Here is a 12,504-nt window from a genome sequence, read left to right as displayed (position 1 = left end):
CCTCGCAGGGGTTGGAAGTGGGGAAAACCCGGACGCGGTGGCCGGTCCGGACCTACTCTCGACTTGTGCCAGGCGCGTCGGGTCGGGTGCTTGTTGTGGACGACAACAAGGTCATCCGGCAGCTGATCAGGGTCAACCTCGAGCTGGAGGGGCTTGAGGTCGTGACCGCGGCCGATGGTGCCGAGTGTCTGGATGTGGTCCATCAGGTACGGCCCGATGTGGTGACGCTCGACGTCGTCATGCCCCGGCTGGACGGGCTCCGGACCGCCGCCCGGCTTCGGGCCGATCCGCGCACGCATGATCTTCCCCTCGCCATCATCAGCGCCTGTACGCAGTACGAGGTCGAGACCGGCCTCGACGTCGGCGTCGACGCCTTCCTCGCCAAGCCCTTCGAACCCGCGGAACTCGTTCGGCTCGTCAAGCACCTGATCGAGCGCCGGCCCGGGGGCAGGAGGGGAGGGCGAGGTGAAGGTGATGGGGAGAGTGAGGGTGAGATTGACGGGGATGGTGAGGGTGGTGGGGGGATTGGCGGGGGGATTGGTGGGACTCCCGACGGGGTCGCCGGTGGCGTGGGCGGCGGTGTGACCGGTCGGGCCGTCGGCGGTGTGACCGACGGAGTCTCCTTCGGCTGACCGCCAAGAGCTCCAGTAACCCCTACCCCACCCGGCACAAACCAGCTCGCATACCCACCCCCCACCTCCCCTACGCTTGTCCCGTGACCCCCGTCGAACTCTCCCGCACCGTGCTGCACGCGGTGCGTCGTGCCGTAGAGCAGGGGGAGCTGAGTGTGACCGTGCCGGAGCGGGTCGTGGTGAGCGAGCCGGGGCCCGGGGGGTGCGGGGACTTCGCCACCAATGTCGCTCTGCAGCTCGCCCGGCCGGCCGGGCAGCCGCCCCTGCGGGTCGCTGAGATTCTGCGGCCGTATCTCGTCGGTGCCGAGGGGATACGGGATGTTGTCGTCACCGGACCCGGGTTTCTCAACATCAGCCTCGATGAGCAGGCCGACGTCGCCGAAGGCGTCGTACGGGACATCCTTGAGTGCGGTGGCAGGTACGGGTACGGCAGTGGGCTCGCCGGGGAGGTCGTCGTCCTTCGGGTTCCGTATGAGGCGCGCGCCGAGGTTGTCGCCGACGCGGTCGTGCGGATCGTCGGGACTCAGGGCGGGCGGTGTGAGGTCGAGCACGGGGAGCCCGTGAATCTGCGGCCGGTTCCGGCGCCGGAGGATCCCGCGCCGCTCGGAGCCGACGCCGCGCAGTGGGCGCTGCTGCATCCCGCGCCGCACGACCGGCCCCGGATCACCGCCGACCATCTCGTGCAGCGGGAGAGCAATCCGCTGTTCCGGGTGCGGTACGCGCATGCCCGGGTCCGGGCCGTCAGCCGTAACGCCGGTCGCCTCGGGTTCAGCGCCGAACCCGGTCCCGTGCCGGCCCGTGAGATCCTCACCGCCCTCTCCGACTACCCGCGTATCCTCACCGCGGCCGCCACCCATCGCGGCCCGGACCGGCTTGCCCGGCATCTCGTCACCGTCGCCGATGCCGTCCTGCCCTTTCTGCCCACCGTGCTTCCGCGCGGCGAGGAGAAACCCTCGGCCGCCCACCGTGCCCGGCTCGCCCTCGCCGAAGCCGCCGGGACGGTGCTGGCCGGCGGCCTGTCCCTGCTCGGCATCGACGCACCCGAACACCTCTGAGGGCCTCAGAGCGACACGCATGAGCCCCGGAGCGAGACAGAGAGTCTGAGAGTCAACGTCATGAGCCGTTCCGCCCACCCCGCCGGGCCCCGCCACGCCGACGTCCTGTCCGACGGGCACTACTCCGCCCCGCCCGCCGACCTCAACGCCCTCGACCCCAAGGTGTGGGCCCAGACCGTCGGCCGGGACGAGGAAGGTGTCCTCACCGTCGCCGGGATTCCCGCCACCCGGCTCGCCGAGGAGTTCGGCACCCCCGCCTACATCCTCGACGAGGCCGACTTCCGCGCCCGGGCGCGCGCCTGGCGCACCGCCTTCGGCGCCGACGCCGACGTGTTCTACGCCGGGAAGGCCTTCCTGTCCCGGGCCGTCGTGCGGTGGCTGCACGAGGAGGGGCTCAACCTGGATGTGTGCTCGGGTGGGGAGCTGGCCACCGCCCTCTCCGGCGGCATGCCCGCCGAGCGCATCGCGTTCCACGGCAACAACAAGTCCGTCCAGGAGATCGAGCGGGCCATAGAGGCCGGCGTCGGGCGGATCGTGCTCGACTCGTTCCAGGAGATCGTGCGGGTCGCGCACATCGCGCAGTCGCTGGGCAAGCGGCAGAAGGTGCAGATCCGGATCACCGTCGGGGTCGAGGCGCACACCCATGAGTTCATCGCCACCGCTCACGAGGACCAGAAGTTCGGGATTCCCCTCGCGGGCGGGCAGGCCGCCGAGGCCGTGCGGCGGGCCCTGCAGCTGGACGGGCTCGAGCTGATCGGCATTCACAGCCACATCGGGTCGCAGATCTTCGACATGTCCGGGTTCGAGGTCGCCGCGCACCGTGTCGTGGGGCTGCTGAGGGACATCCGGGACGAGCACGGGGTCGAGCTGCCCGAGATCGACCTCGGGGGCGGACTCGGTATCGCCTACACGAGCGATGACGATCCGCGGGAGCCGCACGAGATCGCCAAGGCGCTCACCGAGATCGTCACGCGGGAGTGCGAGGCCGCCAGGCTGCGGACCCCGCGGATCTCCGTCGAGCCCGGGCGCGCCATCGTCGGTCCCACCGCCTTCACGCTGTACGAGGTCGGCACCGTCAAGCCGCTCGACGGGCTGCGTACGTACGTCTCCGTCGACGGCGGCATGTCCGACAACATCCGCACCGCGCTGTACGACGCCGAGTACAGCGTCGCCCTCGTCTCGCGCACCAGTGACGCCGAGCCCATGCTCGCGCGCGTCGTCGGCAAGCACTGCGAGAGTGGGGACATCGTGGTCAAGGACGCGTTCCTGCCCGCCGACCTGGCACCGGGCGACCTGCTCGCCGTACCCGCCACCGGCGCCTACTGCCGGTCCATGGCCAGCAACTACAACCACGTGCTCCGGCCGCCCGTCATCGCCGTGAAGGACGGCAAGGCCAAGGTCATCGTCCGGCGCGAGACGGAGGATGACCTCCTGCGTCTCGACGTCGGGTGAGGAACAAGAGAAAGAGGGAGGGCGGGCCGGAGATTCTTCGGTCCCGGCGTCCCAGCGACATGAAATAGATGTCTCACGATCCGGACGAAGGGTAGAAACTGCCGTCCGGTGAGTGAGACTGGTCCAACCGTAGACGGTAAGAGGAAACGAGGTCGGATGATGCGTACGCGTCCGCTGAAGGTGGCGCTGCTGGGCTGTGGAGTGGTCGGCTCAGAGGTGGCGCGCATCATGACGACGCACGCCGACGACCTCGCCGCCAGGATCGGGGCCCCGGTGGAGCTGGCGGGCGTCGCCGTCCGCCGCCCCTCCAAGGTGCGCGCGGGCATCGACCCGAGCCTGGTCACCACGGATGCGACCGCCCTGGTCAAACGCGGCGACATTGATGTCGTCGTGGAGGTCATCGGCGGGATCGAGCCCGCCCGGTCCCTCATCACCACCGCCTTCGAGCACGGCGCGTCCGTCGTCTCCGCCAACAAGGCCCTGCTCGCCCAGGACGGGGCGGCCCTGCACGCCGCCGCCGAGGAGCACGGCAAGGACCTCTACTACGAGGCCGCCGTCGCCGGCGCCATCCCGCTGATCCGGCCGCTGCGCGAGTCCCTCGCCGGGGACAAGATCAACCGGGTGATGGGCATCGTCAACGGGACGACCAACTTCATCCTCGACAAGATGGACTCCACGGGCGCGGGCTACCAGGAGGCCCTCGACGAGGCCACCGCCCTGGGGTACGCGGAGGCCGACCCGACCGCCGACGTCGAGGGGTTCGACGCCGCCGCCAAGGCCGCCATCCTCGCCGGCATCGCCTTCCACACCCGGGTGCGCCTGGACGACGTCTACCGCGAGGGCATGACCGAGGTCACCGCGGCCGACTTCCGCTCCGCCAAGGAGATGGGCTGCACCATCAAGCTGCTCGCCATCTGTGAGCGCTCCAAGGACGGGGCGTCCGTCACCGCGCGCGTGCACCCCGCCATGATTCCGCTGAGCCACCCGCTCGCCTCCGTGCGCGGCGCGTACAACGCCGTCTTCGTGGAGTCCGACGCGGCCGGCCAGCTCATGTTCTACGGCCCCGGCGCCGGCGGCTCTCCCACCGCCTCCGCCGTGCTCGGCGACCTCGTCGCCGTCTGCCGCAACCGGCTCAACGGCGCAACGGGGCCCGGTGAGTCGGCGTATGCCGCCCTGACCGTCTCGCCCATGGGCGAGGTCGTCACCCGGTACCACATCAGCCTCGACGTCGCGGACAAACCGGGTGTACTCGCCCAGGTCGCGACCGTCTTCGCCGAGCACGGGGTGTCGATCGATACCGTGCGGCAGCAAGGACGTCCAGACGGGGACGGCGAGGCCTCCCTCGTCGTCGTCACCCACCGCGCGTCCGACGCCTCCCTCACCGGGACCGTCGAGGCGCTGCGCAAGCTCGACACCGTGCGGGGTGTCGCCAGCATCATGCGGGTTGAAGGAGAGTAACCAGCAATGACTCACCAGTGGCGCGGAATCATCGAGGAGTACCGGGACAGGCTGCCGGTCTCCGACACCACGCCGGTCGTGACGCTCCGCGAGGGCGGCACGCCCCTCGTGCCCGCGCAGGTGCTCTCCGAGCGCACGGGCTGTGAGGTCCACCTCAAGGTGGAGGGGGCCAACCCCACCGGTTCCTTCAAGGACCGCGGCATGACCATGGCCATCTCCAAGGCCAAGGAGGAGGGGGCCAAGGCGGTCATCTGCGCCTCCACCGGCAACACCTCCGCCTCCGCCGCCGCCTACGCCGTGCGCGCGGGCATGGTCTCCGCCGTGCTCGTGCCGCAGGGCAAGATCGCGCTCGGCAAGATGGGCCAGGCCCTGGTGCACGGCGCGAAGATCCTCCAGGTCGACGGCAACTTCGACGACTGCCTCACGCTCGCCCGCGCGCTGAGCGAGAACTACCCTGTGGCGCTGGTCAATTCGGTGAACCCGGTGCGGATCGAGGGCCAGAAGACGGCCGCCTTCGAGATCGTGGACATGCTCGGCGACGCCCCCGACATCCATGTCCTCCCGGTCGGCAACGCGGGCAACATCACCGCCTACTGGAAGGGCTACAAGGAGTACGCCGCCGACGGCATCGCCGCCAGGACCCCGCGCATGTGGGGCTTCCAGGCCTCCGGCAGTGCCCCGATCGTGCGCGGCGAGGTCGTCAAGGACCCCTCGACCATCGCCACCGCGATCCGCATCGGCAACCCCGCCTCCTGGCAGTACGCCCTCGCCGCCCGGGACGAGTCCGGCGGTGCCATCGACGAGGTGACGGACCGTGAAATCCTGCGCGCCTACCGGCTGTTGGCCGCGCAGGAGGGTGTCTTCGTGGAGCCCGCCTCCGCCGCCTCCGTGGCCGGTCTGCTCAAGGCCGCCGAGCAGGGCAAGGTCGACCCGGGGCAGCGCATCGTGTGCACCGTCACCGGCAACGGTCTGAAGGACCCCGACTGGGCCGTCGCCGGCGCCCCGCAGCCGGTCACCGTCCCGGTCGACGCGACCACCGCGGCCGAGCGCCTCGGCCTGGCCTGAGCACCGGCCCGAGCAGGGGCAAACCGCGTCAGGGTGCACAGGGGGCTTACGACACGCATCGTGCGCCTCCTGTGCGCCCTATGTCGCGGCAGAACCTTCCTTCGATAGGCTGTACTGAACCCGCCCACCGCATATGCCCTTGCATGTGGGCACGGGGGCCGTGCCGTCTCCGCGTCCCGACGGGTCTTCGTACGTCATCGAATGTCCATCGAATCCTCGGGTGACATTCGACTCCATCGGATGTCACTTCGACAGTCACGCAGCTCAAGGAGAGTCAACGAGCGATGGCTGGTCCAGCCTTCCGCGCCGCCGCCGTCCGGGTGCGCGTTCCCGCCACCAGTGCCAACCTCGGCCCGGGCTTCGACGCCCTGGGCCTCGCGCTGGGGCTGTACGACGACGTCGTCGTCCGGGTGGCCGACTCCGGGCTGCACATCGACATCGCGGGTGAGGGCAGCGAGACCCTGCCCCGGGACGAGAGTCACCTGCTCGTCCGTTCCCTGCGCACCGCCTTCGACCTGCTGGGCGGCCAGCCCCGCGGCCTGGAAATCGTCTGCGCCAACCGCATTCCGCACGGCCGCGGCCTGGGCTCCTCCTCCGCCGCCATCTGTGCCGGCATCGTCGCCGCCCGCGCGGTGACCATAGGCGGCGAGGCCCGGCTCGACGACGCCGCGCTGCTGGAGCTGGCCACCGAGATCGAGGGCCACCCGGACAACGTGGCGGCCTGTCTGCTCGGCGGTTTCACCCTGTCCTGGATGGAGGCCGGCGCCGCCCGGGCGATCAGGATGGAGCCGAACGATTCCATCGTTCCGGTGGTTTTCGTGCCCGGAAAGCCGGTGCTGACCGAGACCGCGCGCGGCCTGCTCCCGCGCACCGTGCCGCATGTCGACGCCGCCACCAACGCGGGCCGTGCCGCCCTGCTCGTCGAGGCCCTCACCCGGCGCCCCGAGCTGCTGCTGCCCGCCACCGAGGACCGCCTCCACCAGGAGTACCGCGCCCCGGCCATGCCGGAGAGCGCCGCGCTGGTGGAGCGGCTGCGGGCCGACGGGATCCCGGCCGTCATCTCGGGCGCCGGGCCCACCGTCATGGCCCTCGCCGACGTCGGCACCGCCGACAAGGTGGAAGCCCTGGCCGGCGCCGACTGGGCCGCCAACCGGCTGAGCCTGGATGCCCAGGGAGCGAGCGTGCTGCCGCTTGCGACCTGACACATGCTTGCCGGATTTGGAGAGGGGGAATGTTTGTTGGATCCGGTAGTGTTAACCTCAAGTCTGCACCCGACCCCACCATGGCGAGGTGCTTCGTGTCCCCGTCCGGGACAGACCTTCCTCCGGGAGCCTCCCAAGCCACTCCGTGTCCCATGTGCCGTACCTGGGCAGTACGTCGTATGCGGACACTGAGCGAGCCGCCGGGCACGCTCCGGAATCGGTGCTACCACGCCACGTGACACTGGATGCCACGGTTCGCGGAAGCGCCATCACCTGCAAATCTCTCTTCCGCCGCGTTGGCGGACCACCGCCCCGGCACGGTTCACAGAGACAGGACCGTAGCCGGACAGCACAACCGGTCGCCGAGCCAGACAGGCCGACGTCCGCTCCAGGGAAGGACCCTTCGTGAGCGACACCACCGATCTGATGGGCGCACGTGTCGAGGAGACCGCTGCCGCGCCCGCCACGGACGCCTCCGCGCCTGCCACCGGTGCCGGCTCCCGGCGGCGCCGTGGTACCGGCCTCGAGGGCATGGTGCTGGCCGAGCTGCAGCAGGTCGCCTCGGGCCTCGGGATCAGGGGCACCGCGCGGATGCGCAAGAGCCAGCTGATCGAGGTCATCAAGGAGGCTCAGGCCGGTGGGGGCGCCGCCCCCAAGGCCGAGGCCGCCACCGAGACCAAGCCCAAGCGCCGGGCCACCTCGAAGGCCCGTACGGGCGAGGACGCCGCCGAGAAGAAGGCGGCGAAGGCCGTGGAGGCCCCCGCCGAGAAGGCCGTGGCCCAGCAGCAGATCGAGATTCCCGGCCAGCCGGCCTCCGACGACGCCCCGACCGAGCGCCGTCGCCGCCGCGCCACCGCCGAGGCGGGCGCCCCGGCCGCGAGCAGCGCCGAGACCGTCGTCGCCGAGGCGAAGACCGAGGTGAAGGCCGAGCCCAAGGCCGAGACGCCCGCGCAGCAGCAGGGCGAGGCCGGTGACGGCGAGGGCCGTGGCCGTCGCGACCGTCGCGAGCGCGGCGAGCGCGGCGAGCGCGGCCGGGACCGTGACCGCCGGGGCAAGGGCGACGAGCAGCAGGGCCAGGGCGGCCAGCGCCAGCAGCAGGGTCAGCAGCAGGGCGGTGGCGGTCGCCCGGAGCGCGGCCAGCAGCGGGCCGACGAGGACGGGGACGACTTCGAGGGTGGCCGCCGTGGCCGTCGCGGCCGCTACCGCGACCGCCGTGGCCGCCGTGGCCGTGACGAGTTCGCCGGCAACGAGCCGCAGCTCGCCGAGGACGACGTCCTGATCCCCGTCGCGGGCATCCTGGACATCCTCGACAACTACGCCTTCATCCGGACCTCCGGCTACCTGCCGGGCCCGAACGACGTCTACGTCTCCCTCGCCCAGGTCCGCAAGAACGGCCTGCGCAAGGGTGACCACGTCACCGGTGCGGTCCGTCAGCCGAAGGACGGCGAGCGCCGCGAGAAGTTCAACGCGCTGGTCCGCCTCGACTCCGTCAACGGCATGGCGCCCGAACACGGCCGTGGCCGCCCGGAGTTCAACAAGCTGACCCCGCTGTACCCGCAGGACCGGCTCCGTCTGGAGACCGACCCGGGCGTGCTGACCACCCGCATCATCGACCTGGTGTCGCCGATCGGTAAGGGGCAGCGCGGTCTGATCGTGGCCCCGCCGAAGACCGGCAAGACCATGATCATGCAGGCGATCGCCAACGCGATCACGCACAACAACCCCGAGTGCCACCTGATGGTCGTCCTTGTCGACGAGCGTCCGGAAGAGGTCACCGACATGCAGCGGTCGGTCAAGGGCGAGGTCATCTCCTCGACCTTCGACCGCCCGGCCGAGGACCACACCACGGTCGCCGAGCTGGCGATCGAGCGCGCCAAGCGTCTGGTGGAGCTGGGCCACGACGTCGTCGTGCTGCTCGACTCGATCACGCGTCTGGGCCGTGCGTACAACCTGGCCGCGCCCGCCTCCGGCCGCATCCTGTCCGGTGGTGTCGACTCGACCGCCCTGTACCCGCCGAAGCGCTTCTTCGGTGCGGCCCGCAACATCGAGGACGGCGGCTCGCTGACCATCCTCGCCACCGCCCTGGTGGACACCGGGTCCCGCATGGACGAGGTGATCTTCGAGGAGTTCAAGGGCACCGGCAACGCCGAGCTCAAGCTCGACCGCAAGCTCGCCGACAAGCGCATCTTCCCGGCGGTGGACGTGGACGCGTCCGGTACCCGTAAGGAAGAGATCCTGCTCGCCAGCGACGAGCTCGCCATCGTCTGGAAGCTGCGCCGGGTGCTGCACGCCCTCGACCAGCAGCAGGCGGTCGAGCTGCTCCTCGACAAGATGAAGCAGACGAAGTCGAACGCCGAGTTCCTGATGCAGATTCAGAAGACGACGCCGACGCCCGGCAACGGCGACTAGTCGGTAGGTACTGGGTAAGAAGAGAGGCCGCCCCCCGTCACTCAGGTGACGGGGGGCGGCCTTTTGGCGCTGAGAGGTATCGGGAGCGCACCACGCGCCCCTCCCGTCTCACCTCTCCCTGGGAGCACTCCCTTGCCCACGCCCCTGCCCGGGCGGCACAGACGTCGTATACGCCTTGCCCTGCCCCTCGCCGCCGCCGGTGTCGCCGCCGCCGCGACCGCCGCGCTGCTCACGACGTCCGCCGGTGCGACCACCCCGCTGCCGAAGCCGACCTCCCAGCCCGTCGTCAGCCAGCCCTCCCAGGCCACGCTGGAGAAGCGCATCGCGAGCGCCTCCGCTCTCGACACGTCGACGCGGAGCAGCAGCCCGTCCGCCGTGTCGCCGAGGATCATCGGTGGTACCGAGACCACCATCTCCTCGGCACCCTGGATGGCCCAGCTCTGGTACGTCGACGACAAGGGCACCACCGACACCAGCGACGACACCGGCTTCTTCTGCGGGGGCTCGGTCGTCTCGCCCACGAAGATCCTCACCGCCGCTCACTGTGTCTGGGACGAGGAGCACAACAAGGCCTTCGACTGGAAGGACCACGGCTGGGTCGTCACCGGCACCGACCAGCTGTCCCCGGGCACCGACCTGCACGGCGGCCAGGCCACCGCTGTGCAGCGCCAGTGGAAGAACCCGTCGTACAACCCGGCGACGATCGACAACGACATCGCCGTGCTCACCCTGGACGTCCCGGTCAAGGCGACGCCGATCCGGATGGTGACCTCGGGCGACACCGGCTCCTACGCCGCCACGACGCCGGCGCAGGTCTACGGCTGGGGCCGCACCAGCTCCACCAGCGACAACATCTCCGACACGCTGAAGACGGCCACGCTGCCGATCCAGTCCGACAGCGTCTGCTCCGGCTACTACGGCACCCAGTTCGTCAAAGGCCACATGGTGTGCGCGGGCAGCCCCGCCAGCGGCAGCGACACCGGTACGACCACCACCTGCAACGGTGACTCCGGCGGGCCGCTCGTGGTGAACGGCCGGATCGCCGGCGTGGTCTCCTGGGGCAGGCCGGACTGTGTGCAGAAGGGCTCGTACCCCGTCTTCAGCAAGGTCTCCACGTACGTCGGCGCCGCCTACCCGCAGATCGACGACACCAACCTGAGCCCCCTCAACGGCAAGTCCGACAACAAGGCCGACCTCTTCGTCCGGGCCTCCTCCACCAAGACCGGCTACGAGAAGGACTCCAGCGGCACCTCGTTCGCTGCCCGGGTCTCCTTGGGCGACTGGAGCGGCGTCAACCTGGTCCGGCAGACCGACCTGAACCGGGACGGTTACCAGGACCTGGTCTACCGGGTCAGCTCCACCGGTGATGTGTACTGGGAGCACGTCGTGCTCAACAGTGAGCGTACCCAGGGCACTTGGACCACCACGAAGATCTTCACCGGCTGGAAGACCCGCACCCGGATCATCACGCCCGGCGACCTCACCGGCGACTACCTGCCCGACGTGCTGTCCGTCGACTCGGGCGGCACGCTGTGGCTCTACCCGGGCAAGGGCGACGGCACCTTCGGCGCGCGCGTGCAGGTCGGCACCGGCTGGGGCCAGTACAACATGGTGCTCGGCCACGGCGACTTCACCGGTGACGGCAAGGCCGACCTGCTTTCCCGGCAGAGCAGCACCGGCGACCTGTACCTGTACAAGGGGACCGGGAAGTCCGGCTCCGGCGCCTTCTCCGCCCGGATCAAGGTGCGCAGTGCCTGGACCGGCTACAACGCCTTCGACGCGGTGGGCGATGTGAACGGTGACGGCAAGGCCGACTTCCTGGCCCGCACCTCCGGCGGAACGCTCTACCTGTACAAGGGCACGGGCAAGGCGACCAGCGAGATCTTTGCCACACGTGTCTCGGTCGGTACCGGTTTCCAGCAGTATGACCTCTGGGGCTGAAACCCCAGGTGAGCCAAGCTCACCGAGGTGAAGCCATCACACAGAGTGCCCATCGCCGTACGCGATGGGCACTTTGCGTTGTGCAACCCTTGCCCGAGTTCCTCCGTCTGACCAGACGGAGCGACGATGGTGTGATGGACGAGACCTAGGAGTGACGTGGCCGCCGAGAGCACGCCGGAGCCCGGCATACCGGGGCTGGGCGAGACCGGATCCCGCCGTGGGGGCAGCCGCCGCAAGCCCCGCAGCGGCAGCCGCAAGGCCCTGCTCGCCGTGGCCTGGACGGCAGCCGGTGTGGTCGTGCTGGGGGGTACCGGCGCCGGGTACGTCTACTTCAAGCTCAACGGCAACCTCAAGAGCGTCGACATCAACCAGGCCCTCGGCGCCGACCGGCCCTCGAAGATCGATAACGGCTCCGAGAACATCCTGGTCCTCGGCTCGGACTCGCGCTCCGGCTCGAACAAGAAGCTGGGCGGCGGCACCGACGACGGCAGCGCCCGCTCCGACACGGCGATGATCGTCCACGTCTACGAGGGTCACAAGAAGGCCGGCGTGGTCTCCATCCCGCGCGACACCCTCATCGACCGCCCCGCGTGCACCGACACGGACGGCACCGCGCATCCGGCCGCGGCCGGCGTGATGTTCAACGAGGCGTACTCCACCGGCGGCGCGGCCTGCACCGTCAAGACCGTCGAGTCGCTCACCGGCATCCGCATGGACCACTATCTGGAGGTCGACTTCGCCGGCTTCCAGAAGCTCATCGACGACCTCGGCGGGGTCCCGGTCACCACGACCAAGAACATCGACGACCCGCAGAGCCACCTGAAGCTCAAGGCCGGCACCCACACCCTCGACGGCGAGCAGGCCCTCGGCCTGGTCCGCACCCGGCACGGCGTCGGCGACGGCTCCGACCTGGGCCGCATCCAGCTCCAGCAGGCCTTCGTCAAGGCGCTGCTCGACCAGGTCAAGCAGGTCGGCGTGTTGAGCAACCCCAAGAAGCTGTACGACCTCGCCGACACCGCGACCAAGGCCGTCACCACCGACTCCGACCTCGGCTCGGTCAACGCCCTCGCGGACTTCGCCAACGGCCTCAAGGGCATCAGCTCGTCCCACATGAAGATGGTCACGATGCCGGTCCGGTACGACCCGGCCAACCTCAACCGGGTCCTGGTGCAGAAGTCCAAGGCCCAGCTGGTCTGGGACGCCCTGAAGAACGACCGCCCGATCCCGAAGGCGGCCACACAGGGAACGGCCACCGGCGAAGCCAAGGGCGTGGTGACTCCCTAGGCGCCC

The 12,504-nt window shown here is 70.1% G+C and carries 9 protein-coding genes; all 9 read left to right on the top strand.

What is annotated here, in order from left to right; genetic code table 11:
- Positions 1-17 precede the first annotated feature (17 nt).
- Complete coding sequence (locus BEK98_RS10185; RefSeq protein WP_244201817.1) at positions 18-632, top strand: response regulator; 615 nt, start codon at positions 18-20, stop codon at positions 630-632.
- 83 nt (positions 633-715) lie between these two features.
- On the top strand, positions 716-1,687 hold the full coding sequence (gene nrtL, locus BEK98_RS10180) for an ArgS-related anticodon-binding protein NrtL (RefSeq protein ID WP_094216110.1): 972 nt from the start codon (positions 716-718) through the stop codon (positions 1,685-1,687).
- A 60-nt stretch (positions 1,688-1,747) separates the two neighbouring features.
- A complete protein-coding gene (gene lysA / locus BEK98_RS10175) occupies positions 1,748-3,139 on the top strand; it encodes a diaminopimelate decarboxylase (RefSeq protein WP_094216109.1) in 1,392 nt (463 codons plus the stop codon).
- Positions 3,140-3,298: 159 nt separating this feature from the next.
- The gene (locus tag BEK98_RS10170) at positions 3,299-4,597 is read left to right on the top strand and encodes a homoserine dehydrogenase (protein ID WP_094216240.1); all 1,299 of its coding nucleotides are present in this window, start codon (positions 3,299-3,301) and stop codon (positions 4,595-4,597) included.
- 6 nt (positions 4,598-4,603) lie between these two features.
- Complete coding sequence (gene thrC, locus BEK98_RS10165; RefSeq protein WP_094216108.1) at positions 4,604-5,662, top strand: threonine synthase; 1,059 nt, start codon at positions 4,604-4,606, stop codon at positions 5,660-5,662.
- A 284-nt stretch (positions 5,663-5,946) separates the two neighbouring features.
- Positions 5,947-6,864 (top strand): homoserine kinase, encoded by a 918-nt coding sequence (thrB, locus tag BEK98_RS10160; protein ID WP_094216107.1) that lies wholly within the window; start codon positions 5,947-5,949, stop codon positions 6,862-6,864.
- A gap of 405 nt (positions 6,865-7,269) precedes the next feature.
- Complete coding sequence (gene rho, locus BEK98_RS10155) at positions 7,270-9,273, top strand: transcription termination factor Rho (RefSeq protein WP_094216106.1); 2,004 nt, start codon at positions 7,270-7,272, stop codon at positions 9,271-9,273.
- A 168-nt stretch (positions 9,274-9,441) separates the two neighbouring features.
- Positions 9,442-11,214 (top strand): trypsin-like serine protease, encoded by a 1,773-nt coding sequence (locus BEK98_RS10150; RefSeq protein WP_094216239.1) that lies wholly within the window; start codon positions 9,442-9,444, stop codon positions 11,212-11,214.
- Between the two features lie 156 nt (positions 11,215-11,370).
- Positions 11,371-12,498: an LCP family protein gene (locus BEK98_RS10145; protein ID WP_094216105.1), complete on the top strand. Its 1,128-nt coding sequence runs from the start codon at positions 11,371-11,373 to the stop codon at positions 12,496-12,498.
- Positions 12,499-12,504: the final 6 nt, after the last annotated feature.

Source organism: Streptomyces diastatochromogenes (assembly GCF_002242805.1).
In the GTDB taxonomy this organism is placed as follows: domain Bacteria; phylum Actinomycetota; class Actinomycetes; order Streptomycetales; family Streptomycetaceae; genus Streptomyces; species Streptomyces diastatochromogenes.
Note: the sequence above shows the minus strand (reverse complement) of the source record. Positions and strands in the feature narration are given on the sequence as shown.

Coding starts and splice junctions, on each gene's coding strand:
- BEK98_RS10170 (WP_094216240.1), top strand. CDS start 3,299: ATGCGTACGCGTCCGCTGAAGGTGGCGCTGCTGGGCTGTGGAGTGGTC.
- thrB (WP_094216107.1), top strand. CDS start 5,947: ATGGCTGGTCCAGCCTTCCGCGCCGCCGCCGTCCGGGTGCGCGTTCCC.
- lysA (WP_094216109.1), top strand. CDS start 1,748: ATGAGCCGTTCCGCCCACCCCGCCGGGCCCCGCCACGCCGACGTCCTG.
- thrC (WP_094216108.1), top strand. CDS start 4,604: ATGACTCACCAGTGGCGCGGAATCATCGAGGAGTACCGGGACAGGCTG.